Here is a 24730-nt window from a genome sequence, read left to right on the forward strand (position 1 = left end):
CGAGGCGTGACCCTAACCGAGACGGGCGACGCGGCCGTGACGGAGGCGACCACCGAGCTGACCCGCGGCGCGGGCGTCGCGGCCTGGCGGCAGATCGCCGATGCGATCGCGGCCGAGATCGCCGCGGGCCGGCTGGCGCCGGGCGCGCAGCTACCGACGGAGGCGCGCCTCGCCGAGCGGTTCGCGGTCAACCGCCACACCGCGCGCCGGGCGCTGGCCGCGCTCGCTGCAGAGGGTCTCGTGCGCACGGCGCAGGGCAAGGGCAGCTTCGTCGAGGCCCGCCCGCTGCCCTATCCGATCGGCCCGCGCACCCGCTTCTCGGAGAACATCGGCCGGGCGGGGCATGGCGCCGGCGGCGAACTGATCGCGGCGCGGGAACTGCCGGCCTCCGCCGTCGTCGCCGAGCGGCTCGGCGTCGCGGAAGGGGCGCTCGTGCTCGAGGTGAGGAGCCGCCGTCTCGCCGACGGCGTGCCGATCACGGCGGGCCGCAGCTATCATCCGCTGCCGCGTTTCGCCGGCTTCGCCGAGGCGTATCGGGCGACCGGCTCGGTGACCGCGGGACTCGCCGCCTGCGGCGTCGCCGATTACCGCCGCCGCTCCACCGCGATCTCGGCACGCCTCGCGACGCCCGAGGAGGCCGCGGCGCTCGATCTCGCCCCCGGGCGGATCGTGCTCGTCACCGAGGCGGTCAATGTCGACGAGGCGGGCATGCCCGTCCAGCTCACCTACGGCGCCTTCGCCGCCGACCGTGTGGAGCTGCGGGTGGAGGGCTGAAGACGGCGGCGCTTGCGCGGGAGGCTTCCGATCAGGCGGCCTGCGCGGCGGCGTCGGCCTCCTGCCGGCCACCGATCAGCCGCCGCCGGATCGCGCCCGAAATCGTGTCGATCAACGACACGGTGATCAGGATCAGCACGATGACGTAGGCGACCTCGTCGAAGCGCATCACCTGCCAGCGGGCGATCAGCTCGAAGCCGATGCCGCCGGCACCGACGAGGCCGAGCACCGTCGCGGAGCGCGTGTTCGATTCGAAGAAGTAGAGCGCCTGCGAGACGAAGACCGGCAGCACCTCCGGCAGCAGGCCGTAGCGCTGGACCGCCACCGGCGAGGCGCCGACCGAGCGCACGCCTTCCACAGGCCCGCGCTCGGTGTTCTCGATCGCCTCGGAGAACAGCTTGCCGAGCGTGCCGCTGTCGCTGACGATGATGGCGAGGATGCCGGCGAGCGGCCCGAGGCCCACCACCGAGATGAACATCAGGGCCCAGATCACCTGATCGACGCCGCGGGCGACATCGAAGGTGCGGCGGGTCATGAAGCGGACGACGAAGGCGGGCAGGACGTTGCGCGCGGCGAGGAAGGCGAGCGGCAGAGCGATCAGCGAAGCGAGCGTGGTGCCGATGAAGGCCATCGCGACCGTGTCGCCGAGCGAGCGCAGAATGTCGCGGTGCTCCCAGGTCAGGAAGCCCGACCAGTCGAAGAAATGCACGAAGAGCAGCCACGCGCGCGGGTCGGGGGAGAGCAGCCGCTCGGGGGTGAGGCCATAGACGACGTGCAGGGCGACGAGGCCGACGACGGCGGCGGCGAGGCCGAGTCCGAACGCGGCGCGTGCCGGCCAAGGCCGGCCGAAGGCGCGCGGCATTTCCGCTTTCGCGGCGCGGATGTCGTCGGCAAGGATGGCGTCGAGTCGAACCGGGCGCATGGTCTCGCTCTCAGGCAATGCGCGCATCGCCGATGAAGCGCTGGCGGATACGGCCGGACAGGGTGTCGATGGCGATGACCAGCAGCACGACGAGGATGACGATCGCGCTGATGTCCTCGTAGCGGTTGAAGTTGATCACCTTCTTGATCTCCTCGCCGATGCCGCCGGCGCCGACCACGCCGATGATCGCCGAAGAGCGGACGTTGATCTCGAAGCGCAGCAGCGCGTAGCTGACGAAACCCGGGAAGACCTGCGGCACCACAGCATAGCGGATGGTGGAGAACCAATCGGCGCCGACGGAGCGAATGCCCTCGATCGGCCGGCTGCTGGCGTTCTCGTTCAGTTCGGAGAACAGCTTGCCGAGGGCGCCGGCCGTGTGCAGCCCCATCGCCAGGATGCCGGCGAGCGGACCGATGCCGTAGCAGAACACGAAGAACAGCGCGAAGACGATGTCGGGGATCGAGCGCAGCACTTCGAGGATGCGGCGGCTCAGCCAGACGATCCAGGGAGCGGGCGACAGGTTGTGCGACGCAGGGAAGCTGGCGAGAAAGGCGATGCTGAAGCCGAGCAGTGTCGCGAGGACCGCCATCGCGACGGTATCGAGCATCAGCGAGATGAAGGTGCCGATATTGTAGAACCAGTAGAGGATCGATTGCTTGGTGTCCCAGCCGCCGAACAGATGGGCAAACGAGACGATCGGAATCCGCTCTGCGGAGCCGCCACCCGCCGGTGTCGAGAACAGCTTGGCGAGGTAGTGGCCGAACTTCGGCAGTCCGTCGATGATGGCGCCGATGCCGAAATCGGTCCACCACGACGCGGTGAAGAAGAGGAGCAGGAATATCGCGATTCCGCTCAGCGTCATCAGCCGCTTTTCCCGCCGATGTGCGGCGATCCGCGCCTGCATGACGGTCAGGACGTCTTCGCTCACATCCGTTGCCGACATCGCACCATCCGCGTGAGAAAGGCCGAGGGTGGCCGGAGACGGCGTCCAGCCGGACCCGCCGCGCGCTCCGGATCGGCGCGGCCGAGCCGCGCCGATCCGGGCCACCGAACGGAGCCGGTTAGGACTTGCGTCCGCCGGTCGCCTCGGCCTTGCGCAGGTCGATGATGTCCTTGTAGAGGTCCATGTCGGCGCGCGCATAGCCGGCGCCCGAGCCGCGCTCGATCGACTCGTAGATGTCCGGATGCGACTTCGGCAGGTCGAGCAGGATGGAGAGGAGCTTCTCCTTCAGATCGGCCGGCAGGTCGGCCCGGACCGCGGTCGGGCCGTTCGGGATCTTGCCCGACTGCCAGAGGATCTTGATGTCCGACATCTTGAGCAGGCCCTTGTCGACCATCGCGCGGAGGTTGCCGCGGGTATAGCCTTCGGACATCTCGCCCTGGCCCGAGGTCCAGGTGACGGCGAGGTCGTACTGCTTGTTGAGGACCGCGAGCACGCCCTGCTCATGGCCGCCGGCGAAGCCGACCTTCGAGAAATACTGCTCCGGATCGATGCCCTGCGCCTTGAAGGTGGCGTTCGGGATCAGATAGCCCGAGGTCGAGTTCGGATCGGCGAAGGCGAGCGAATGGCCCTTCGCGGTCTCGAGCGAGTCGATGCCGCTGTCGGCGCGGGTGACCATCACGGAATAGTAGAAGGTCGAGCCGTCCTTCTCCTGCGGCACGACGAGCGGCTCGATGCAGCCGTTGCAGTCGAGATAGGCGCCGGCGAAGCCGGAAGCGCCGAACGCGGCCATTTCCACCTGGCCGGCGCCGATCGCCTGCATGATGCCGGCATAGTCGGTCGCGGGGAAGAGCTTCACCGGGATGCCGAGCTCCTTCTCGAGGAGCTGGCGATAGCCCTCATTGCGCGTCATGAGGTCGGAAGCGTTCTCGCCGCCGATCAGGCCGACGCGAAGCTCCTTGACCGTGTCCTTGTACGACTGCGCGTCGGCCGAGGCCGAGGCCGTCAGCAGCAGGCCCGCCGTGGCGGCGGCCAGCATAAGCTTGCCAAACATGGGTCGAACTCCGTCGTTGCATATCTGTCGGTGCCGGTATTGAGCGCCGCCCGATGCACCCCGTCAGGCGGCGGAAGGGGTCAGGCGGGCATGGGCGCGGGCTGTCCCGCTCCACCGACGCCGAGCGACGTCGACGTCATCCGTTCGTCGATCCGAGCGCCGTCGGCGCCGTAGATCTGCTCGATCACACCGCCGACGAACTCGGCCGGCGCCCCATCGAAGACGACCCGTCCGTTCGCCATACCGATGATCCGGTCGCAATAGGTCCGGGCGGTATCGAGCGTGTGCAGGTTGCACATGACGAGAATTCCGTCGCGTCGGTTGATGTCGCGCAGAGCGTCCATCACGACCTTGGCGTTGTGCGGGTCGAGCGAGGCGATCGGCTCGTCGGCGAGGATGATCCGCGGTTCCTGCATCAGCGCGCGGGCGATCGCGACGCGCTGCTGCTGGCCGCCGGAGAGCGCATCGGCACGCTTCAGCGCCACCTCCGCAATACCGAGCCGGTGCAGCGCGCGCAGCGCCATCGTCCGCTCGGCATCGGTGAAGCTCTTCGTCAGGGACCGCCACAGCGGCATGTGGTTGAGACGTCCGGCAATGACGTTGGTGAGAACGTCGAGCCGACTGACGAGGTTGAACTGCTGGAAGATCATCGCGCACTGGGCGCGCCAGTCGCGCAGAGCCGAACCCGACAGCCGCGTCGTGTCGCGGTCCTCGAAGCGGATGTTGCCGGCCGTCGGTTCGACGAGCCGGTTGATCATCCGCAGCAGCGTCGACTTGCCGGCGCCCGACGGGCCGACGACGCCCACGAAACTGCCCGGCTCGATGCGCAGGTCGACATCGGAAACGGCCGACTTATCGCCGAAGCGGCGGCTCACGCCTTCCAGAACGAGCATCGAGAAAGCCCCTTTCGGTTGCCTTTCCGCTAGCGCCGTTCCGCGAAGCTTTCGTGACAGCGGCCTGGCGCTTTTCTGCGGCGGCTGTCATCAAAACGTCGTCGAAATCGGGCACGCGCTCGCACCTTCGTGCTTTAGACTTCGGGTGCATCATGGATAGACTGGGCCTGCAACCGCTGATCGATCCGACCGCGGAGGTGAAGGCGAGCCGCCTCGGCCGCTATACGGAGGTCGGCGCGCGGACGAGCTTCGTCGATTCAGAACTCGGCGACTATTCCTACGTGGTCAACGATTCCGACGTGATCTACACGACCATCGGCAAGTTCTGCTCGATCGCCGCCCATACCCGGATCAATCCCGGCAATCACCCGATGGAGCGCGCGTCGCAGTCGCACTTCACCTATCGCGCCTCGCGCTATTTCGAGGGCGAAGCGGACGATGCGGGCTTCTTCGAATGGCGCCGCGCCCATCCCGTGACGATCGGCCACGACGTGTGGATCGGCCACGGCGCGATCGTGCTGCCCGGCGTGTCGGTCGGTACCGGCGCGGTGATCGCAGCCGGCGCGGTCGTCACCAAGGACGTTCCCGCCTACACGATCGTCGCCGGCATCCCGGCGCGGCCGATCCGCCGTCGTTTCCCCGTCGAGATCGCCGATCGCCTCGAGTGCCTCGCCTGGTGGGACTGGGGCCACGACCGGCTTCGCACGGCGCTCGACGACTTCCGCCACCTGCCGGTCGAGGCCTTTCTCGACCGGCACGAGGGAGCGCTACTCGGCGGCGCAAGGCCGCCCGCCGCTTGACAGCGGGCTCGGCCGCGACCGATTGTTGGTACTCATACAATCTGTTGCGGAGAGGCGCTTGCCGATGCCCGAGGTCGTCGTCCGGAAGTTCGTCACGCGGATCGAGGAGATCCTGCACGAAGGCGGTCCCGTCTCGGCCGATCCGCCGAAGCGCGGGGTGATCGCCGCCGTGATCGAGAACCCCTTCGCCGGCCGCTATGTCGAGGAGATCGCCGGCTTCATGGATGATCTGAAGCCGCTCGGGCTCGCCATGTCGCGCCGGCTGCTCGCCGCGCTCGGCGGCGATGGCGCGGCGATCGAGGGCTATGGCAAGGGCGCGATCGTCGGCGAGGGGGGCGAGCTCGAGCACGGCGCGCTCTGGCACGTGCCGGGCGGCTATGCGATGCGCGAACTGCTCGGCCAGGCGCATGCGATCGTCCCCTCGGCGAAGAAGGTCGGCGGTCTCGGCACCCGCATCGACATCCCGATCACACACAAGGACGCCTCCTATGTGCGCAGCCATTTCGACGCGATCGAGATCGGCATCGGCGATGCGCCGCGCCGCAACGAGATCGTGCTCGTGCTCGCGATGACGACCGGGCCGCGGGTGCATGCCCGCGTCGGCGGTCTCGCCGTGTCCGACATCGCGAAATGGGACGGCCTGCGGTGAGCGCCCGGATCCGCAAGATCGTCACGATCGTCGAGGAGACGCTGATCGAGGGCGGGGTGACGGTCTCGCCGCCGACGAAGAAGGCCGCGGCGATCGCAGTGATCGAAAATCCCTTCGCCGGCCGCTACGTCGAGGATCTGTCGCCGCTCTACGAGATCGGGGACGAGCTCGGCGCCCTCCTGTCGGAGCGGGCCGTCGCGGCGCTCGGCATTCCGGGACCGGAGGTCGAGAGCTTCGGCAAGGCGGCGGCGGTCGGCGCCGAGGGCGAGCTCGAACACGCCGCGGCGCTCCTGCACCCGAAGATCGGCGCCCCCTTCCGCCGCACGCTCGGCAAGGGTGCGGCACTGATCCCGTCCTCGAAAAAGCGGACCGCTCCCGGCGTCCCCTTCGACATACCGCTCGGCCACAAGGACGCTGCCTATGTCCGCAGCCATTTCGACGGTATGGAAGTGAGCGTGGGCGACGCGCCGCGCGAGACGGAGATCGTCGTCGCGCTCGCGGTGACGATGGGCGGCCGGCCGCACCCGCGTGTCGGCGGGCTCGCCAAGGAGGACATCAAGGGCGAGGACGGTCTTCGCTGATCCGCGCCGGGGGCGGCGCGGCTCTTGCGCGCCCTGCCCCCCGGGAGGGGCGTGCCTCAGGCGGGCTTCGCCGCCCGCTTGGTGGTGCGCGGCGGGCGCGGCTGCGCGACGCCCTCGGTCAGAGCGGCCGTTTCGGCCGCGGCGGGCTTCGCCCGGCTGCTGCGGGTGCGCGCCCTCGGACCCTCGGCGGCTCCCTTCATCTCGGGCATCGCCGAGAGCTCGCCGGCGGCGGCATGGCCGTTCTCGGCGGGTGCCGGCTGCTCCGCTTCGGCGATCTCGCGCTCCGCATTGTACCAATGGTCGGCCTCGCGACCCGCGGGCATGCCTTCGGCGACCCAGATCTCGTAGGCACGGACGCGAATGCGCTCTTCCCGATTCTCCGTCGTCATGTCCAAGTCTCCCCTCGGCCGAACGCGGCCATCCCGTGTTTCACGAGCGGTCAGTCTTTGTCGACGTGCTCGGGCTTGCCCTTCCGTCTGGTCGAGGCGAGGTCGTGAAGCTCTTTCTCCGACATGCTGTCGACCATCTCTTTGGAAGCGCCCTTGAGCTCGCTCTTCTTCACATCGCCCCGCTTGGCGGCGAGGGCGGCTCCGGCAGCCTTCTGCTGCGCTTTCGACTTGGCAGGCATTTCTGCCTCCTCAGAGTGGCGGTCAATTTCGTGCAGCGCAACAACGAGCCGTTCGGTCAGGAAGTTCCCGGCTTCACGGCGAATCCTCGAGCGCCGGGTCGTCCTTCTCGGGAGCTGCCGGCGGATCCCCCGTGCCGCCGAAAAATCCTGCCCGGTCAGTGTCCTGCGGGCCGCCATAGCGCCCGCTCGTCGGTCCGGCTTCATCCGGGCCGCGCCGGAAGCGCGGCGGCCGGGGGCCGCCGGGTTCGCCATAGACCGGCTTCTCGCCGTCTGCGACGTGCGAATCGATCAGCGCGGCGCCCCCGTCTTCAAGCTCTTGCCGGCGGTCGGGCTGGTCCGGGCGGAGCACCGGGTCGCGTGGGTCGGGCATGATCGCCTCCTTGCCTGTCGCGACGAGAACGGGACGCGCGCGCTGCCGTTCCGCAATAAGCCTGTGGATAGTCTTGCGGGCTCGCGCCGAGTTGCGCGCCAGCGGCGTTAAGCTCACAGACCGGATGGAGGAAGGCCTCGGTGATCCTTTACCGCGCCGCGAAGCGCGCCGACGAGCTTCGCCAGATCTGCCTCGAGGAACTCGCCGTCCACGCGCCGACGCGCGGCGTCGCGGGCCTCGAGATCGTCGTCGTCGACGAGGGCGGGCGCACCTGGGACGCCGTCAACATCCGCCGCTACGACGACCGCCCGGCCGAGGGCGACCTGTTGCGCGCCGCACGCGAGCGGATCGATCTGCAGCGGGACCTCTTCACGCTCTCCGGCTGACCGACCGGCGGGACGCGGGGAACATCCGCGCCGCGCCCGCCGTTCTGCGCCCATCCTCGACAACAGGAGCGTGTGCGCATGACAGAGCCCGGCGAGAAGCTTCCCCCGCAAGTGCAGGACCGTCAGCCCGGTCTGCAGAGCGAGATGAACCCCGCGCCCGAGGGCGAGGCGCGGACCCTGAAATCCGCCGACCGGCTGGTCGGCCGCAAGGCCGTGATCAGCGGCGGCGACAGCGGCATCGGCCGGGCCGTGGCGATCGCCTTCGCCAAGGAAGGCGCCGACGTCGTCATCCTCTATCTCGATGAGGACGAGGACGCCGAGAAGACCCGCTCGCTGGTCGAGGCCGAGGGCCGTTCCTGCGCTCTGGTGCGCGGCGACATCGGCGATCCGGAAACGGCGAGGAAGGCTGTGGCCGAGGCCGGCGGGCGGATCGACATTCTCGTCAACAACGCCGCCGAGCAGCACGTCGTCGAGGATTTCAGCACCATCGACGAGCGCCAGTTCGAGCGCACCTTCCGCACCAATGTGTTCGGCGCTTTCCATCTCACCAAGGCGGCGCTGCCGAAAATGGGCAAGGGCGGCGTGATCATCAACACGACCTCGGTCACCGCCTTCCGGGGCAATCCGATGCTGGTCGACTACTCCGCGACCAAGGGCGCACTGCTCGCCTTCACCCGCGCGCTCGCCGGCCAGCTCGCCGACAAGGGCATCCGCGTCAACGCCGTCGCGCCCGGGCCGATCTGGACGCCACTGATCCCCGCGAGCTTCCCGGCCGAGAAGGTCGCGGAGTTCGGCCAGGACACGCTGATGAAGCGCCCCGGCGAGCCGGACGAGGTCGCGGCCTGCTACGTCTTCCTCGCCTCGGACGACTCCTCCTACATCACCGGTCAGGTGCTCCATCCGAACGGCGGGTCCGTGTTCGCCTGAGCCGGGTCGCACGGAACCGCTTGCCCGCGCCGGGATTGGTCCGGACCAGATGAGAGGAGACGCCACCATGACCGATCATCAGACCAATGCCGGCAACAGTGCGCTCGGCAACGAGAAGCGGCCGCCCGACATTCAGGGCGGCGGCAGCGACAAGCCGATGAACGAGGTCGAGAGCCCGATCGAGACCGGCCCGGAGAGCAAGCGCCATATCGGCGGTCCGGACCGGGCGAAGGAGGACGATGCCGCCCGCTTTTCGGGGGGCAAGGGCGGTTCGGTCGGCGAGCAGGGCAATGCCGGCGCGCCGAGCTATGCCGACGACAAGGTCGGCGGCGGCGGGCTGCGCGGCGGCTAGCCGCGTATTGCTTGCCGCACACGTTTACCCTCTCCCGCCAAGCGGGGGAGGGTGATCGGGCGGGCGCCCCCTCTCCCCGAGGGCAAAACTCTGCGTTGATTTCAGTATGCTGCCGCGGTCTGATGCCGGCCCCGCCCGTACAGGACCGCCCACGATGTCGCATCTCTCCCTCTCCGGTGACTGGCTGCTCGTCGATGCCGTGGGCGCGGCGGTCGGCGCCTGTCCGATCCCGGGGGATATCCACTCCGCTCTCCTCGCGCTCGGCCGGATCGACGATCCGCATGCCGGAACGAACGAGGCCGCGGTGCAGTGGGTGGGCGAGCGGGATTGGGAGATCGTGCGCAGCCTCGCGCTGACGGAGGCGGAGCTCGCCGGTCGCTGGGCGGTGCTCGAGCTCGAATTCGTCGACACGATCGCGACGCTCCTCGTCAACGGACATGTCGCGGCCTCGCTCGACAGCGCCTTCATCCGCCACCGGATCGACATCGGCGCGTGGCTGCGCCCCGGCGAGAACGAGATCCGGTTGCGCTTCGCGCCGCCGGTCGCCGAGGCGAGCCGGCGGGCGGCGAAGCTACCCTTCCCGATCCCCTGGAGCGTTTCCAACAACCGCGTCCCCGACCTCAACATGATCCGCAAGCCGCAGTGTCACGGCGGCTGGGACTGGGGACCGTGCCTGCTCGTCGCCGGCGTCTATGCTCCACCCGTGCTCCACCTCTATGAGGCCGCAGGGATCGAGCACGTCGTGCTGCGCCAGCATCACCACGCCTTCGCCGGCGACGGCCGCGACGTCGTCACCGTCGAGGCGCGGGTCGAGCTCGTCGGCCGCGCCGACGGCGCGGTGCCGGTCCGGCTCGCGCTGTGCGGCGAAACGGTCGAGGGCACCGCCGTGATCGCGGGGGGCAAGGGCGCCGTCACGCTGGCGCTCGACATCGCCGCGCCGGCGCTCTGGTGGCCCGCCGGCATGGGGGCGCAGCCGCTCTTCGAGGCGCTCGTCACCATTCCCGGCGATGAAGCCGTGCGGCGGATCGGCTTCCGCCATCTCGAATGGGACCAGAGCCGCGACGAGGCGGGCACGGCGCTGACGGTCAAGGTGAACGGCCGGGCGATCTTCGCGAAGGGCGCCAACTGGATCCCGGCGGATGCGCTGCCGTCCCGCATCACATCCGAGCGTATCGCGGCGCTGCTCGGCGCGGCCGTCGAGGCGAACATGAACATGATCCGCGTCTGGGGCGGCGGCTTCTACGAGGTCGACGCCTTCTACGACGCCTGCGACGCGCTCGGCCTGATGGTCTGGCAGGACATGATGTTCTCCTGCTCGCAATATCCCTCGACGCCCGACTTCCTCGCCGCGGTCGATGCGGAACTGCGCTATCAGGTGAAGCGGCTGGCGAGCCGGCCGTCGATCGCGCTCTGGTGCGGCGACAACGAGGTGATCGGCTCGCTCACCTGGTACGATCTCTCGAAGAACAACCGTGACCGCTATCTCGTCAATTACGACCGTCTCAACCGCGCGATCGAGGCGGCGGTCACCGAGAGCGATCCGGGCCGGCTGTTCTGGCCGTCGAGCCCCTGCAATGGCAGTCTCGACTATGGCGACGCCTGGCACGACGACGGCTCCGGCGACATGCATTTCTGGGACGTCTGGCACTCGAACAAGAATTTCGAGCATTACTTCACGGTGAAGCCGCGCTTCTGCTCGGAATTCGGCTTCCAGGCCTTTCCGACATTGACCGCGATCGGCCGTTTCGCGGGTCCCGACGAACGGAACGCCACCGCACCGGTGATGGAATTCCATCAGCGCGATCGGGCCGGCAATGCGCGCATCATCGATACGATGGCGCGCTATTTCCGCATGCCGACCGGCTTCGCGCAGTTCGTCTATCTCTCGCAACTGCAGCAGGCCTTCGCGATCGAGACGGCGGTCCGCTGGTGGCGGAGCCTGAAGCCGCATGCGATGGGCGCGCTCTACTGGCAGTTGAACGACGTCTGGCCCGCGGTGTCGTGGTCATCGGTCGATCACAGCCTTTGCTGGAAGACGCTGCATCATCACGCCAGGCGATTCTTCGCGCCGGTGGCGCTCGCGGCGAAGGTCGAGGACGGCATCGTCCGCATCACGGGCGTCGACGATCGGGCGGAGCCCGTCCGCCTCGCGCTGCGGCTGCGCGTGATCGGCCTCGACGGCGCGGTCCATTGCGACGAGATCCGCGACGCCGAATTGTCACCCGACCGTGCGGGCGAGATCGCCGTCGTGCCGGCGCCGGCGGGCCTCGACCGGTTCCTCGTCCTCGACGCGAAGGAGGAGGGTGCCGCGGACTGGGATCCGATGCTGCAGTTCGTCGTCTTCGCCGAGCGTTTCAAGCGCTTCGACCTGCCGGCCGCGACCGTTTCCGTCGAGCCCGAAGGCCCCGGCCGCTTCCGTCTCTCCACCGACCGGCCGGCCTTCTTCGTCCGGCCGGAGGCGGACGGGTTTGCCGGCCATTTCGACGATGCGAGCTTCCTGCTGCTGCCCGGCGAACCGCGCAGCGTGACGTTCCGTCCCGAGCCCGGCACGCCGCTGCCCGGTATCGAGGCGGTCGTCGCGCGGCATCTCGCCTGGAGCTATCGGTAGGTTCCAACGACGAAACCCCGGCCAGAAGGCCGGGGTTCCGAGGGCGCGACCAGAAAGAAGGCGGATTACGCCGCCTTGGAACGGCCGCCCATCGCTTCCTTGTTCAGCTTGCCGGTGGCGAGCTTGGTGAGGAGAACGTCGGCATTCTTCTCTTCCTCGAGCGTCTGCTCGAGCAGCGGTACGGCATCCTTGAGGCCGAGCTGCTTGGCCCAGGCGAGCAGGGTCCCGTAGCGGGCGATCTCGTAATGCTCGACCGCCTGCGCCGCGGCGAGGATGCCGGCGTCGAGGACGTCCGGGTCCTTCGCCTCTTCCATCACGCTCTTCGCCTCCTCGACGAGGCCCACCATCGCGTCGCAGGTGACGGCCCGCGGCGCCTTGCCGAGCTGCTCGAAGATCTGCTCGAGGCGCTCGACCTGGCCTTCGGTCTCCTGAACATGGTTTTCGAAGGCCTGGCGGAGTTCATCGGAATCCGCCTTCTTGGCCATCTTCGGCAGGTTCTTCAGGATGGCGCGCTCGGCATAGAGCACGTCCTTCAGCATATGGACGAAGAGTTCGTTGAGATCTTTCATCGGTGCCTCCTTCGGGGGTGTCGGATTCTGTAAGGGTGTCGGCGTCGGAGGATCAGGAAGGGCCGTGGCCCGGCCGCATGCCGTTGCGGTCGTCCGCCTCGGGCGCGTCCGAAGGCTCCTGTCCGATGCCGCTGTCCTCCGTGCCGCCGCGCCGCCCGAGATCGACGACATCCGTCCGCTGGTGGCGTCGGATGTTCTCGTCTGTGCCGGAACTGGTGCTGCGCTCGTCGGCGCTGCCGTGAGGGATGGGGCGGCTTTCGGACCGTCGGATGGCCATCGTCTCCTGTCCTCCGATCGAGGCCGGGGGCCGGCCTTGCGATGCGGGGAAAAGACGATCTCGGCGCGATCGTTCCGGGCCGAAAAAGAATCTCGGCCGCCGGAACCAAGCGACAGCGCGGCCTTTCCGTCAGCCGATATGGGCGCCCCAGTCGTCGCGCCAGGAACCCGAGAGCCCGGCGCGAACCGCCTCGACGAGGGCGCGCACGCCGCTCTCGGAGGTGGCGGGGCGAGTGGGCGCGGTGGCGAAGCCGAGCGCCACGGCAGCGGGGGCGATGTCGAGCCGGGCCTGCCGGCAGGAGGCATGGATCTCGACGGCGCCGGTCTTCTTCAGGATGGTCTCGGCATTCTCCGCCGTGACGCCGCCGCCCGGCATGACGGCGATGCGGCCCGCCGCCTGCGCGATCAGCGCCGCGACGCGCGGCAGGGCGTCCTCGACGCGCAGCGCACCGCCCGAGGTGAGCACGCGCTCGAAGCCGAGCGCGATCGCCGTCTCGATCGCCTCGAACGGGTCGGGCGCGAGGTCGAAGGCGCGGTGGAGCGTCGTGCCGAGCCCCTCGGCATGCGCGACGAGCCGGCCGAGCGCCTCCGTGTCGAGACGGCCGTCGACATCGGACACGCCGAACACGACGCCGGCGAGACCGGCCGCCCGTATCGCATCGATGTCGCGCCGCATCTGGTCGATCTCCGCCGGCGTGGCGAGGAAATCGCCCTCGCGGGGCCGCACCATCGCGTAGACCGGGATCGCAAGGCCCGCGGCGAGCGAGATCAGGCCGGCCGAGGGCGTCAGCCCGCCGAGCGCCAGCGCGGCGCAGAGCTCGATGCGGTCGGCGCCGGCGGCGAGGGCGGCGGCGAGGCCGTCCGGCGTGTCGACGCAGATCTCGACGGTGATCGTCATGGCTCGACCCGCAGCGTCATGGCGCGACAGGCTCGACGAGCATTGCGGCGCCGATGAGACCGGAAGCGGCGCGCGTCGCGCCGGGCACGACGAGCGGGGTGTCGAAGCGGTGCAGCGTACCGGCTCGCACGCGCGCGTCGAGGGCGGCGATCAGCCGCGCGTCGCCGGCGAGCCCGCCGCCGGCCGGCACGAGGCCGGCGCCCACCGTGTTGACCACCATGGCGAGCGGCCCGGCGAGAAAGTCGAGCTGCGCTTCGACCGCCCGCGTCGCCTCCGGCTCGCCTTCGTGCCAGGCGGCGGTGACCGCGTCGCTCGGCGCATCCCGGCCGGTCTGGGCGCGGAAGATCTTCTCGAGGCCGCGGGCGCTGCCATAGGCGTCGACGCAGCCATACTGGCCGCAGCCGCAGCGGATCGGCGGAACGCCCCGGGCGAGCCCGGCGTCGACGAGGATCGGCCCATGGCCCCATTCGCCAGCGACGCCCGTGGTGCCGCGCACGATCCGGCCCTCGACGACGAGCCCGCCGCCGACACCCGAGCCGAGAATGATGCCGAACACCACGGCATGGCCCCGTCCGGGACCGACCGTCGCCTCGGCGAGGGCGAAACAATCGGCGTCGTTGCCCGCCTTCACCGTCCGGCCGAGCGCGGCGCCGAGTTCGGCCTCCAGCCGATGGCCGTTCGTCACCGGGACGTTGGCGGCGAGCGCCATGCCGGTGCGCGGGTCGGTCGTGCCGGCGATCGAGAGGCCGACCGGCCCGTCGGGCGCACCCTCGAGCAGCGCCCGCATCGTCGCGACGAAATCATCCCAGTGCTCGCGCGGCGTCGGCCGGGTGGCGCGGTGGGCGATACCGCCGTCTTCGGCGACCATCGCGAAGTCGATCTTCGATCCGCCGATGTCGAAAGCGAGGCGCATCAGCGTGCGACCGGTTCGCCGCCGACCCAGACGCCGGTGACGGCGTGATCGGCGGACAGGGCGACGAAATCGGCGCGGGTGCCGGGCGCGAGGCGGCCATGGCTCGCCTCCGCGCCGATCGCCTTCGCCGGCAGCGCGGTCGCCATGGCGAGCGCCTGCGCCCGCTCGACGCCGACCGTCTCGACGAGGAAGCGGACGCAGCCGGCGAGATCGATATCGGCGCCGGCGAGCGTGCCGTCCTCGAGCGTCAGCCGCCCGGCTCGGCGATAGATGGTGCGGCCGTTGAGCGTGAAGGTGTCGCCCGGCGCGCCGAAGGCGTGCATCGCGTCGGAAACGAGGAAGATCGAGCCCGGCCCGGCCTTCGCCGCGAGCGCGGCGTGGATGGCGAGCGGGTGGACGTGGAAGCCGTCGGCGATCAGCCCGCAGGAAAGGCCGCCATGGCCGAGCGCAGCGCCGACGACGCCCGGCTCGCGGTGGCCGAGCGGGCTCATCGCGTTGAAGAGATGGGTGACGAGCCGGGCGCCGGCATCCGCCGCTTCGAGCACGAGCGCCGCCGGCGCATCCGAATGGCCGATCGACACGGTGACGCCCGCCGCGGCGAGCCGGGCGATCTGGTGCGCCGGCACGGTCTCGGCGGCGACGGTGAGCAGCACATGCCCGATCCCGGTCGACGTGACGCGGGCGAAATCGGCCGCGTCCATCGGCCGGATCAGCGCCGGGTCGTGCGCGCCCTTGCGGGCGACCGAGAGATGCGGGCCCTCCATGTGCAGGCCGAGACAGCCGGGAACGCGCGTGGCGATCGCCGCGCGGACCGTCTCGATCGCATGATCGGTCGCCTGCGCGCTCTCGGTGATCAGCGTCGGCAGGATCGCCGTCGTGCCGTGCCGGGCATGCGTGGCGCAGATCGTGCGGACGCCCTCGAGCGTCGTGTCGCCGCCCAGCAGCACACCGCCGCCGCCATTCACCTGCAGGTCGACGAAGCCCGGCGCGACGAGATCGGCCGCGATGGTCTCGCGTGCCGCGCTTTCCGGAATGCCGCCCGGCCCGACCACCGCACGCACGCGGCCGTCCTCGACGAGGAGCGCCTGATCGCGCGCGATGCGGCCGCCGTCGAACAGGCGGTCGGCGATGAAGGCCTTGATCGCCATCAGAGCGTCTCCGTCACCTTCTTGAGGCCGCGCGGATTGTCGGGGTCCTTGCCCCGCGCCACTGCCACCCGCTCGACGAGGCGATAGAAGGAGAGGAGCAGCGGCAGCGGCGCGGTGAGCGGATGGCCGGTGGCAACACCCGGCAGAAGCGGCGCCGCGAGATCGCGCGTCGTCGCCGCGAACACCTTGGCGCCGCGGCTTGCGAGCGCCGACGCGGTGGCGGCGAGGCTGTCGGCGGCGGCGTCCTCGGGGATGAAGGCGAGCAGCGGGAAGTGCTCGTCGACGAGCGAGACCGGGCCGTGCTGCAGCTCGGCGCCCGAATAGGCCTCGGCGTGCAGGATGGCGGTCTCCTTGAACTTCAGCGCCGCTTCGAGGGCGACCGCGAAGCCCGGACCGCGGCCGAGCGTATAGAGCGAGGCGGCGGCGACGAAGGTCTCCTCGGCCGCGCCCCAATCGGCGTCGAGCGCCGCGGCGAGCTGGTCGGGCAGCGCCGCGAGCGCCGCCTTCAGCGCGTCGTCCCCGCGCCATTCGGCGAGAAGCGCGAGCCCGGCGACGATCGCCGTCACGAAAGACTTCGTCGCCGCGACGCTCCGCTCCGGCCCGGCGCGCAGCGGCACGAAGGCGTCGGCGCGGGTCGCGAGCGGCGAATCCTCGACATTGACGAGCGCGATCGTCGTCGCGCCGCCGGCCCGCGCCGCATCGAAGAGGGCGAGCAGATCGGGGCTCTTGCCCGACTGCGAGACGGCGAGCGCGGCGGCGCCCTCGAGCTTCAGCGGGGCGCGGTAGACCGAGGCGACCGAGGGTCCGAGCGAGGCGACCGGCACGCCGGTGGTGATCTCGCAGGCATATTTGAAATAGGTGGCCGCATGGTCGGAAGAGCCGCGGCCGACCGTGACGATCACCTTCGGATCGAGCGCGGCGAGCCGGCGGCCGGCCGTCTCGATCGCGCCCGCCGATCGGTCGAGCAGCCGCCGGACAGCTTCGGGCGTCTCGTCGATCTCGGCCCGCATCAATGTCGTCATGGCGACGCCTCTCCTGTCCGCTTCGTCATGGCCCGTCCGCGCCCCGGCATCAAGGGGCGGGCCTCGCCCATGCCCGGCGTCTCTAAACACCAAAGCGGGATCGCTTGGAAGACTCGTTATAACCTCTTGCCGCATTTCCGCCGGCCGGCCGGCTTGCCGGCGCCCCGATCGGGTGGCACTGTCCGCGCACTTTCGGAAGGGTAGGGCAATGGCGGACGGCATCATCATCATCGGCGGTGGGCATGCCGGATCGCAGGCCGCGGCGAGCCTGCGCCAGGAGGGCTATCAGGGCCCGCTGACGCTCGTCTCGTCAGAGCCGGACCTGCCCTATCACCGGCCGCCCCTGTCGAAGGCCTATCTGAAGAATCTCGAGGAGGAGACGCAGGTGCTCCGCCCCGAGGCCTTCTATGCGACCAACGGCGTGCGGCTCCTGCTCGCAGAGACGGTGACGGCGATCGACCGGGCCGCGGGGCGGGTGACGCTCGCAAGCGGCGGGGCGCTCGGCTTCGACGGGCTCGTGCTCGCCGTCGGCGCGCGGCCGCGCGTGCCGGACGTGCCGGGCATCGATCTCGACGGCGTGTTCTTCCTCCGCACCGCGGCGGACGGCCGGGCGCTGCGCGCCCGGCTGCATGCGGCGCGCGAGGTCGTGGTGGTCGGCGGCGGCTTCATCGGCCTCGAGATCGCGGCGACAGCGCGTGCGCTCGGCAAGGCGGTGACCATTCTCGAGGCCGCGCCGCGGCTGATGGGCCGGGCGGTGGCGCCGCTCGTCTCGGAGCATTTCCTCGCTCTCCATCGCGGCTGGGGCAGCGATGTGCGGCTCGGAACGGCGCTCGCGGCCGTCGTCGGCGAAGAGGCGCGCGCCGTCGCGGTCGAGACCGCGGAGGGCCGGCGCATTCCCGCCGATCTCGTGGTGGTCGGCGTCGGCGTCGTGCCGAACACCGAGCTCGCCGAGGCGGCGGGGCTCGAGGTCGGCAACGGCATTGCCGTCGACCCCTTCATGGCGACGGAGGATCCGCGCATCGTCGCCGCCGGCGACGGCGTCTCCTTCCTCCACCCGATGCTCGGCCGTCACGTCCGGCTCGAAAGCGTGCAGAACGCCGTCGATCAGGCGAAGACCGCGGCGGCGACGCTCGTCGGCCGGCGCGAGGCCTTCGATGCGGTGCCGTGGTTCTGGTCGGACCAGGCCGACGTCAAGCTGCAGATGGTCGGCCTCGCGATCGACGCGACGCGCAGCGTCGTCCGCGGCCGGCAGGAGAGCGGCGCCTTCTCCGTCTTCCACTATCGCGGCGAGGTGCTCGTCGCGGTCGATTCGATCAACCGCGCCGCCGACCACATGGTCGGCCGCCGGATGATCGGCGCCGGCATTTCGCCCGCGCCGGAGGTGGTGGCCGACGAGGCGACGGACCTGAAGAAGCTCGTGCCGCGCTGAGGCCCCCGCCGCCGCACGGCTGACCGCCGCTGCGCGCCTTGCTTGCCGAAGCGGCGGCGCCTCGCTACATCAGGCGCCATCTCCCGACAGGACGGCGTGCCCCTTGGCGCGCGGCAGGCAGAGGGTCACGCGGCGATGGCGCGCCAGTTCATCTATTTCATGCAGGGCCTGACCAAGGCCTATTCCGGTGGCAAGAAGGTGCTGGAGAACATCCATCTCTCCTTCTACCCGGACGCCAAGATCGGCGTGCTCGGCCCGAACGGTTCGGGCAAGTCGACGCTCTTGAAGATCATGGCCGGCATCGACAAGGAGTATACCGGCGAGGCCTGGGTGGCGCAGGGCGCCACCGTCGGCTACCTGCCGCAGGAGCCGCAGCTCGATCCGTCGAAGGACGTGATGGAGAACGTCATGGAGGGCGTCGCCAAGAAGAAGGCGATCCTCGACCGCTACAACGAGCTGATGATGAACTACTCCGACGAGACCGCGGAGGAGGGGGCGAAGCTCCAGGACATCATCGACAGCCAGAACCTCTGGGATCTCGAGAGCCAGGTCGAGATGGCGATGGACGCGCTGCGCTGCCCGCCGGGCGACGCCGACGTGTCGAAGCTGTCGGGCGGCGAGAAGCGCCGCGTCGCGCTCTGCAAGCTGCTGCTCGAACAGCCCGACCTTCTGCTCCTCGACGAGCCGACCAACCATCTCGACGCCGAATCGATCAACTGGCTGGAAAACCATCTGCGCGAATATCCGGGGGCGATCCTGATCGTCACCCACGACCGCTACTTCCTCGACAACGTCACCGGCTGGATCCTCGAGCTCGATCGCGGCCGTGGCATCCCGTACGAGGGCAATTACTCCGTCTATCTCGAGAAGAAGGCGAAGCGGATGGAGCAGGAGGGCCGCGAAGAGGCGGCCCGGCAGCGCGCCATCTCGCGCGAGCGGGAGTGGATCTCGGCCTCGCCCAAGGCCCGCCAGACCAAGTCGAAGGCGCGTATCAAGGCCTATGACGAGCTGGTCCGCCGCGCCGAGGAGCGTGTGCTCGGCCAGGCGCAGATCGTCATCCCGACCGGCGAGCGGCTCGGCGACAAGGTGATCGAGGTCGAGAACCTGTCGAAATCCTATGGCGACCGGCTGCTGATCGACAATCTGTCCTTCAAGCTGCCGCCCGGCGGCATCGTCGGCATCATCGGCCCGAACGGCGCCGGCAAGACGACGCTGTTCCGCATGATCACCGGCCAGGAGCAGCCCGATTCCGGCTCGATCTCGATCGGCGAGACGGTGCATCTCGGCTATGTCGACCAGAGCCGCGACGCGCTCGACGGCAACAAGACGGTGTGGGAGGAGGTGTCGGGCGGCGCCGAGGTGTTCTATCTCGGCAAGCGCGAGGTCAACACCCGCGCCTATGTCGGCGCCTTCAACTTCAAGGGCGGCGACCAGCAGCAGAAGGTCGGCTCCCTGTCGGGCGGCCAGCGCAATCGCGTCCACATGGCGAAGCTCCTCAAGGACGCCAACAACGTCATCCTGCTCGACGAGCCGACCAACGACCTCGACACCGAGACCCTCGCCGCGCTCGAAGAGGCGCTCGAGGACTTCGCCGGCTGCGCCGTCATCATCTCGCACGATCGCATGTTCCTCGACCGGCTCGCGACGCACATCCTCGCCTTCGAGGGCGACAGCCATGTCGAATGGTTCGAGGGCAATTTCGCCGATTACGAGGAAGACAAGAAGCGCCGCCTCGGCCCCGATTCGGTGATGCCGAAGCGGATCAAGTACAAGCGCCTGACGCGCTGAGCGCGGGAGTCCGGCGGGCTCAGTCGGGCCCGCCGAACCATCCGGTCCGGCGCAGCACGGCCTTCTCGGCCTCGAGGATCAGCATCAGCCCCGCGCCGGCGGCGAGCACGACGAGGCCGTCGGCGAGCGATACGGGCCTCGTGTCGAAGACCGCCTGCATGAAGGGCGCATAGGTGAAGGCGAGCTGCGCGGCGACGATCGCGGCGAGCGCGGCGAGCACGGGGCCTGTGCCGAGAGCGCCGCGCCAGGTGAAGGAGGTGGTGTGCGTGTAGCGCACGGCGAAGAGGTAGAAGATCTCGAACACGACGACGAGATCGACCACCAGCGTGCGCGCCGTCTCGATGTCGTGGCCGCGCGCGAGCGCATAGGCGAAGATGCCGAACGTGCCGATCGCGAACAGCAGCGACACGAAGCCGATCCGCCAGACGAGGAAGCGCGACAGGAGCGGGGCATCGGCCGGGCGCGGCCGGCGCTGCATCACGCCCGGCTCCGCCGGCTCGAAGGCGAGCACGAGGCCGAGCGTCACCTCCGTGACGAGGTTGACCCACAGGATCTGCACCGCCGACATCGGCATGGCGAGGCCGAGAAAGATCGCCGCGACCACGGCGAGCGTCTCGCCGCCATTGGTCGGCATGGTCCAGGCGATCACCTTGCGGATGTTGTCGTTGACGACGCGGCCCTCGCGCACGGCCGCGACGATCGAGACGAAATTGTCGTCGAGCAGCACCATGCCGGCGGCTTCCTTCGCCGCCTCGGTGCCCTTGTCGCCCATGGCGATGCCGATATCGGCCTGCTTCAGGGCCGGCGCGTCGTTGACGCCGTCCCCGGTCATCGCAACGACGGCGCCGCCCGCCTGCAGCGCCCGGACGAGACGCAGCTTGTGCTCCGGGCTCGTTCGGGCGAACACGGCGGCCCTCGCCGCGAGCGCCGGCAATGCGGCGTCGTCCGTGCGGTCGAGTTCCGCCCCGGTGACGACCGCGCCTTCGTCCGCGAGGGCGAGCTGCCGGGCGATCGCTCCGGCGGTGGCGGCATGGTCGCCGGTGATCATCTTGACGGCGATGCCGGCCGAGCGGCACTCGGCGATCGCCGCGGCGGCCTCCTCCCGCGGCGGATCAACGAGCCCGACCAGGCCGAGAAAGGCGAGGCCGCGCTCGACCGCGGCGAAATCGAGCGTCTCGTCCGGCGAAGCCGGCCGGCTCGCGAAGCCGAGCACACGCTCGCCGGCCGAGGCGGCGGCGCGGATCGCCTCCGTCCACCGCCCGGGCTCGAGCGGCCGCGGTCCTTCCGGTCCCGCCTCCGTCGCACAGAGATCGAGCAGGCGTTCCGGCGCTCCCTTGACGAAGAGGGTGCGGGTGCCGTCCGGCCCGGTGTGCAGGCTCGCCATGAAGCGGTGGCGCGCGTCGAAGGGAATTTCCTCGAGCCGCGGCCAGGCGGTGCGCAGATGGGCCGGATCGAGCCCCGCCTTGGCGGCGAGGGCGAGCAGCGCGCCCTCCATCGGGTCGCCCTCGACGAGGACGCGGCCACCCGCGGACCGCAGCTCCGCATCGTTGCACAACACGCCGCAGCGGATCAGGGGCAAGGCCGACTCGAGCGCGCCGGCGTCGTCGATGCCGTCCTCTGCAGCGAGCGTGCCGCCGGCGCCATAGCCCGCGCCGGTAGCGAGCAGCCGGCCACCGAGGGTGACGATCCGGCGCGCCGTCATTTCGTTTCGGGTCAGTGTGCCGGTCTTGTCGGTGCAGATCACCGAGGTCGAGCCGAGCGTCTCGACCGCCGGCAGGCGGCGGACGACCGCCTTGCGGCGCGCCATGCGCTGCACGCCGATCGCCAGCGTGATGGTGATGACGGCCGGCAGACCTTCCGGAATCGCGCCGACGGCGAGGGCGACGACGGCGATCAGCGCCTCGTCCCACGGGAAGCCGCGCACCAGCGTCGCGAAAAGGAAGAGGGCGACCGATGCGGCGAGCGCGATCCAGGTGAAGCGGGTGGCGAAGCGGTCGATCTGGCGCAGGAGCGGCGTGGTCGCCGCCTCGGCCGTCTCGATGAGGCCGCTGATCCGGCCGATCTCGGTGTCGCGGCCCGTCGCCACGGCGATCCCCGTCGCCTGACCGGCGACGACGAGCGTGCCCGAATAGGCCATCGAGCCGCGCTCGGCGAGGGGGGCCGCGGCCGCGACGCGCCCGGCGTGCTTCTCAGCCGCGACGGATTCGCCGGTCAGCATCGCCTCGTCGATGCGCAGCGACCGCGCCCGCAGCAGCCGCAGGTCGGCCGGCACGCGGTCGCCGGGCTCGAGCGCGACGATGTCGCCGGGCACGATGTCGGCCACCGCGACGCCGATCCGCCGGCCGTCGCGCCAGAGGCTCGCGCGCGGCGCGACCATCGTGCGGATCGCCGCCAGCGCGTTCTCCGCCCGCCCTTCCTGAATGAAGCCGATCACCGCGTTGATCAGCACGGCGGCGAGGATCACGGCGGCGTCGATCCGGTGATCGAGCAGGGCGGCGGCGATGCTCGCCGCGACGAGGAAATAGATCAGCGCGCTGTCGAACTGCCGCAGGAAACGTCGGAGAGGCCCCGGACCGGGCTTCTCCGGCAGCGCATTCGGTCCATGACGGGCGAGCCGCGCGGCCGCCTCGGCATCCGAGAGCCCCGTTGCCCGCGCCTCCAGGGCGGCGAGCACCTCCGCAGCGGAACGGGCGTGGAAGGGGGGCTCGGGCATGTCGCTCGGGGCCGGTCGATCCGCCATCTCGTCCCCTTCGCGCCGACGGTCGGTGCGCGGCGAAGCCGGCCGCCGCACGTGGACGATCCTAACCCCCGGCGCTGCACGTGGCGAGGCGGGGCGCGCGCCTGCGACGATCGAACACCGAGAGCAGCGCCGCGTCGGGCGGAGGGGGAGGAAGTACGGACGGCCCGGCGGGGTCTGGGGGGCAGGGCCGGGCCGTCCGCATCGCTTCGGCGCGCGCGCCGAAGGAACTCTGCCGATCGCGGGATCGGCGCATCCGTCGCCTCCTTCCGCCGCCGGTCCGGGAGGTGCGGACCGCGGCGCGGGGAGGAGCGGACGGCCCGGCGGGGTCTGGGGGGCAGGGCCGGGCCGTCCGCATCGCTCGGCCGATGGCTCGGCCGAGAGGGAGAACGCGCCTCCGATCGGGAGGAGATCGGGGGGACGAGGCGCGGTCTGATCTCCTTTCATCTGCGGGGCGATCCGGCGCCCCGCTTCGTTGGGTAGACAATGCGCCGGGGCATGATCGGTGTCAGTGACGTCGGTCACACCCCCTTTGCGGCGGCTGTCGCGCCGCCGCTTCCGTGCTATCTGTCGGCCGTTGCCCCAAGCTGCTCCCCTCCGCTTTCGCGAGGCTTCCCGCCGATGAGCGCGACCGACCTCTTCCCCGCCGAAATCCTGCCTGCCCGCCGTTTTCCCGCCCGCGTCGACGAGGTTCTGGTCGGCGACGGCACCGGCTTCGAGACGCGGGGCGTGGAGGCGATCACGCTCACCTATGGCGGCGTCGCGGGCGATCTCCACGCCGGCCTGACGCGGCCGTCCGGTGCGCGCGAGCCGTGGTATCGCCGCGGCACGGAGATGAAGAACGACCGTCAGGTCTCGATCGTCGATGCCGGCGAACTCGCCGAGGCGGCCGCGCTGATGGAGATCGACGCGATCCGGCCGGAATGGATCGGCGCCAATCTGGTGCTCTCGGGCATTCCGGACCTCACCTGGCTGCCGCCGCGCACCCGCCTCCTCTTCGAGGGCGGCGCGACGATCGTCATCGACGGCCATAACGGCCCGTGCCGCCAGGCGGGTGCGGCGATCGCTCGCCATTATCCGGGCCGCGAGGGGCTCGACCTCGCCTTCCCGAAGGCGGCGCGGCATCGCCGCGGCCTGGTCGGCTGGGTCGAGCGCGAGGGCCGGGTCGCGGCCGGCGAGACGCTCACCGTGCTTCTGTGGGAAAGGCGGATCTATCGATGAACGACATGAAGGACTGGTCGGCCGAGACCTATCTGCGCTTCGAGGACGAGCGGACCCGTCCCTCGCGCGACCTGCTCGCCCAGGTGCCGCTTCTGCGGCCGACGCGCATCGTCGATCTCGGCTGCGGTCCCGGCAATTCGACGGAACTGCTCGCCGCCCGCTATCCGCATGCCGAGGTGACCGGGCTCGATTCCTCGCCCGACATGCTCGCCGCGGCGCGCAAGCGCCTGCCCGCCGGCCGCTTCGTCGAGGGCGACATCGCGAGCTGGACACCCGACGCGCCGGTCGATCTGCTCTTCGCCAATGCCGTGTTCCAGTGGGTGCCCGACCATCTCGGCGCGCTGACGCGCCTCTTCGGGGGCCTGCCGAAGGGCGCCGTGCTCGCCGTCCAGATGCCGGACAATCAGGCCGAGCCGAGCCATGCCGCGATGCGGGCGACCGCGGCGAGCGGGTCCTGGGCGGCGCGCTTCGCCGCACCGATCGCGCGCGAGCCGATCCTGCCGCCGCGCGCCTATTTCGAGGCGCTCGGCCCCTTCGCGACGCGGCTCGACGTCTGGCACACCATCTATCAGCACCCGCTCGCGGGTCCCGAGGCGATCGTCGACTGGGTGATGGGCACCGGGCTCCGCCCCTTCCTCGACCGGCTCGACGCGGCCGAGCGCGCGCCCTTCCTCGCCGCCTATACGAGCGCGATCGCCGCGGCCTATCCCCCGCTCGCCGACGGCCGCGTGCTGTTCCGCTTCCCGCGGCTCTTCATCGTCGCGGTGCGGGGCGAGTAGGCGACCCTCACCCTTCCGGCCTGCGCGTCTCGGTCGCTCACGCTCCCTGCGACGCCAAGGCCGGAA

At 70.4% G+C, this 24730-nt stretch carries 26 protein-coding genes; 12 read left to right on the top strand and 14 right to left on the bottom strand.

What is annotated here, in order from left to right; translation table 11 throughout:
- Positions 1 to 6: 6 nt before the first annotated feature.
- Positions 7 to 774, top strand: coding sequence for a phosphonate metabolism transcriptional regulator PhnF (gene phnF, locus GGQ63_RS09930; RefSeq protein WP_343061125.1), 768 nt, complete (start codon positions 7 to 9; stop codon positions 772 to 774).
- A 31-nt stretch (positions 775 to 805) separates the two neighbouring features.
- Here the strand turns inward: phnF and phnE (GGQ63_RS09935) are convergent, their stop codons facing one another.
- From phnE (GGQ63_RS09935) to phnC, 4 genes are all read right to left on the bottom strand, one after another.
- Positions 806 to 1696, bottom strand: coding sequence for a phosphonate ABC transporter, permease protein PhnE (phnE, locus tag GGQ63_RS09935; RefSeq protein WP_183855208.1), 891 nt, complete (start codon positions 1694 to 1696; stop codon positions 806 to 808).
- A 10-nt stretch (positions 1697 to 1706) separates the two neighbouring features.
- On the bottom strand, positions 1707 to 2639 hold the full coding sequence (phnE, locus tag GGQ63_RS09940) for a phosphonate ABC transporter, permease protein PhnE (protein WP_183855210.1): 933 nt from the start codon (positions 2637 to 2639) through the stop codon (positions 1707 to 1709).
- A 118-nt stretch (positions 2640 to 2757) separates the two neighbouring features.
- The gene (gene phnD / locus GGQ63_RS09945; RefSeq protein ID WP_183855212.1) at positions 2758 to 3690 is read right to left on the bottom strand and encodes a phosphonate ABC transporter substrate-binding protein; all 933 of its coding nucleotides are present in this window, start codon (positions 3688 to 3690) and stop codon (positions 2758 to 2760) included.
- Positions 3691 to 3770: 80 nt separating this feature from the next.
- Positions 3771 to 4583: a phosphonate ABC transporter ATP-binding protein gene (gene phnC, locus GGQ63_RS09950; protein ID WP_183855214.1), complete on the bottom strand. Its 813-nt coding sequence runs from the start codon at positions 4581 to 4583 to the stop codon at positions 3771 to 3773.
- A 152-nt stretch (positions 4584 to 4735) separates the two neighbouring features.
- Between phnC and GGQ63_RS09955 the strand changes: the two genes are divergently transcribed.
- The 3 genes from GGQ63_RS09955 to GGQ63_RS09965 all read left to right on the top strand — a co-directional run bounded on the left by GGQ63_RS09955 (position 4736) and on the right by GGQ63_RS09965 (position 6613).
- Positions 4736 to 5383 (top strand): DapH/DapD/GlmU-related protein, encoded by a 648-nt coding sequence (locus tag GGQ63_RS09955; RefSeq protein ID WP_183855215.1) that lies wholly within the window; start codon positions 4736 to 4738, stop codon positions 5381 to 5383.
- Positions 5384 to 5447: 64 nt separating this feature from the next.
- Complete coding sequence (locus GGQ63_RS09960; RefSeq protein WP_183855447.1) at positions 5448 to 6032, top strand: amino acid synthesis family protein; 585 nt, start codon at positions 5448 to 5450, stop codon at positions 6030 to 6032.
- A complete protein-coding gene (locus tag GGQ63_RS09965; protein WP_183855216.1) occupies positions 6029 to 6613 on the top strand; it encodes an amino acid synthesis family protein in 585 nt (194 codons plus the stop codon). The genes GGQ63_RS09960 and GGQ63_RS09965 overlap by 4 nt, the downstream gene beginning before the upstream one ends.
- Before the next feature lie 56 nt (positions 6614 to 6669).
- Here GGQ63_RS09965 and GGQ63_RS09970 read toward each other — a convergent pair whose 3' ends face one another.
- From GGQ63_RS09970 to GGQ63_RS09980, 3 genes are all read right to left on the bottom strand, one after another.
- Positions 6670 to 7002 (bottom strand): DUF2934 domain-containing protein, encoded by a 333-nt coding sequence (locus GGQ63_RS09970; protein WP_183855217.1) that lies wholly within the window; start codon positions 7000 to 7002, stop codon positions 6670 to 6672.
- A gap of 50 nt (positions 7003 to 7052) precedes the next feature.
- Positions 7053 to 7241: a DUF3008 family protein gene (locus GGQ63_RS09975; RefSeq protein WP_183855218.1), complete on the bottom strand. Its 189-nt coding sequence runs from the start codon at positions 7239 to 7241 to the stop codon at positions 7053 to 7055.
- A 73-nt stretch (positions 7242 to 7314) separates the two neighbouring features.
- Positions 7315 to 7611: a hypothetical protein gene (locus GGQ63_RS09980; RefSeq protein ID WP_183855219.1), complete on the bottom strand. Its 297-nt coding sequence runs from the start codon at positions 7609 to 7611 to the stop codon at positions 7315 to 7317.
- 140 nt (positions 7612 to 7751) lie between these two features.
- Here GGQ63_RS09980 and GGQ63_RS09985 point away from each other — a divergent pair, with 140 nt between their 5' ends.
- The 4 genes from GGQ63_RS09985 (at position 7752) to GGQ63_RS10000 (ending at position 11884) form a co-directional block, all read left to right on the top strand.
- The gene (locus GGQ63_RS09985; RefSeq protein WP_183855220.1) at positions 7752 to 7997 is read left to right on the top strand and encodes a hypothetical protein; all 246 of its coding nucleotides are present in this window, start codon (positions 7752 to 7754) and stop codon (positions 7995 to 7997) included.
- A 78-nt stretch (positions 7998 to 8075) separates the two neighbouring features.
- Positions 8076 to 8924: an SDR family oxidoreductase gene (locus tag GGQ63_RS09990; protein ID WP_183855221.1), complete on the top strand. Its 849-nt coding sequence runs from the start codon at positions 8076 to 8078 to the stop codon at positions 8922 to 8924.
- Positions 8925 to 8991: 67 nt separating this feature from the next.
- Positions 8992 to 9276, top strand: a complete 285-nt coding sequence (locus GGQ63_RS09995) for a hypothetical protein (RefSeq protein ID WP_183855222.1) — start codon at positions 8992 to 8994, stop codon at positions 9274 to 9276.
- A gap of 154 nt (positions 9277 to 9430) precedes the next feature.
- Positions 9431 to 11884, top strand: coding sequence for a beta-mannosidase (locus GGQ63_RS10000; protein WP_183855223.1), 2454 nt, complete (start codon positions 9431 to 9433; stop codon positions 11882 to 11884).
- A 65-nt stretch (positions 11885 to 11949) separates the two neighbouring features.
- Here the strand turns inward: GGQ63_RS10000 and GGQ63_RS10005 are convergent, their stop codons facing one another.
- The 6 genes from GGQ63_RS10005 to GGQ63_RS10030 all read right to left on the bottom strand — a co-directional run bounded on the left by GGQ63_RS10005 (position 11950) and on the right by GGQ63_RS10030 (position 16710).
- Complete coding sequence (locus GGQ63_RS10005; RefSeq protein WP_183855224.1) at positions 11950 to 12453, bottom strand: YciE/YciF ferroxidase family protein; 504 nt, start codon at positions 12451 to 12453, stop codon at positions 11950 to 11952.
- Positions 12454 to 12505: 52 nt separating this feature from the next.
- The gene (locus GGQ63_RS10010) at positions 12506 to 12730 is read right to left on the bottom strand and encodes a hypothetical protein (protein WP_183855225.1); all 225 of its coding nucleotides are present in this window, start codon (positions 12728 to 12730) and stop codon (positions 12506 to 12508) included.
- Positions 12731 to 12859: 129 nt separating this feature from the next.
- A complete protein-coding gene (locus GGQ63_RS10015; protein WP_183855226.1) occupies positions 12860 to 13627 on the bottom strand; it encodes a copper homeostasis protein CutC in 768 nt (255 codons plus the stop codon).
- Between the two features lie 16 nt (positions 13628 to 13643).
- Positions 13644 to 14540, bottom strand: a complete 897-nt coding sequence (locus GGQ63_RS10020) for an ROK family protein (RefSeq protein WP_183855227.1) — start codon at positions 14538 to 14540, stop codon at positions 13644 to 13646.
- Positions 14540 to 15691 carry an N-acetylglucosamine-6-phosphate deacetylase gene (nagA, locus tag GGQ63_RS10025; RefSeq protein WP_183855449.1) on the bottom strand — a complete coding sequence of 384 codons (1152 nt, stop codon included), beginning with the start codon at positions 15689 to 15691 and terminating at the stop codon, positions 14540 to 14542. Before nagA ends, GGQ63_RS10020 begins: the two co-directional genes overlap by 1 nt.
- On the bottom strand, positions 15688 to 16710 hold the full coding sequence (locus GGQ63_RS10030) for an SIS domain-containing protein (RefSeq protein ID WP_246429698.1): 1023 nt from the start codon (positions 16708 to 16710) through the stop codon (positions 15688 to 15690). Before GGQ63_RS10030 ends, nagA begins: the two co-directional genes overlap by 4 nt.
- 208 nt (positions 16711 to 16918) lie before the next feature.
- On the opposite strand from GGQ63_RS10030, the gene GGQ63_RS10035 reads away from it, so the two are divergent.
- Both GGQ63_RS10035 and ettA read left to right on the top strand, forming a co-directional pair.
- Positions 16919 to 18139 carry an NAD(P)/FAD-dependent oxidoreductase gene (locus GGQ63_RS10035; RefSeq protein ID WP_183855229.1) on the top strand — a complete coding sequence of 407 codons (1221 nt, stop codon included), beginning with the start codon at positions 16919 to 16921 and terminating at the stop codon, positions 18137 to 18139.
- A gap of 135 nt (positions 18140 to 18274) precedes the next feature.
- On the top strand, positions 18275 to 19927 hold the full coding sequence (gene ettA / locus GGQ63_RS10040; RefSeq protein WP_183855232.1) for an energy-dependent translational throttle protein EttA: 1653 nt from the start codon (positions 18275 to 18277) through the stop codon (positions 19925 to 19927).
- A gap of 19 nt (positions 19928 to 19946) precedes the next feature.
- Here the strand turns inward: ettA and GGQ63_RS10045 are convergent, their stop codons facing one another.
- Complete coding sequence (locus GGQ63_RS10045) at positions 19947 to 22640, bottom strand: HAD-IC family P-type ATPase (RefSeq protein ID WP_183855235.1); 2694 nt, start codon at positions 22638 to 22640, stop codon at positions 19947 to 19949.
- 645 nt (positions 22641 to 23285) lie between these two features.
- On the opposite strand from GGQ63_RS10045, the gene GGQ63_RS10050 reads away from it, so the two are divergent.
- Positions 23286 to 23885, top strand: coding sequence for an MOSC domain-containing protein (locus GGQ63_RS10050; protein ID WP_183855237.1), 600 nt, complete (start codon positions 23286 to 23288; stop codon positions 23883 to 23885).
- 5 nt (positions 23886 to 23890) lie between these two features.
- The gene (gene tam / locus GGQ63_RS10055; protein WP_183855453.1) at positions 23891 to 24664 is read left to right on the top strand and encodes a trans-aconitate 2-methyltransferase; all 774 of its coding nucleotides are present in this window, start codon (positions 23891 to 23893) and stop codon (positions 24662 to 24664) included.
- The last annotated feature ends 66 nt before the right edge of the window (positions 24665 to 24730 follow it).

It is taken from the genome of Prosthecomicrobium pneumaticum (assembly GCF_014199915.1).
Classification (GTDB): domain Bacteria; phylum Pseudomonadota; class Alphaproteobacteria; order Rhizobiales; family Kaistiaceae; genus Prosthecomicrobium; species Prosthecomicrobium pneumaticum.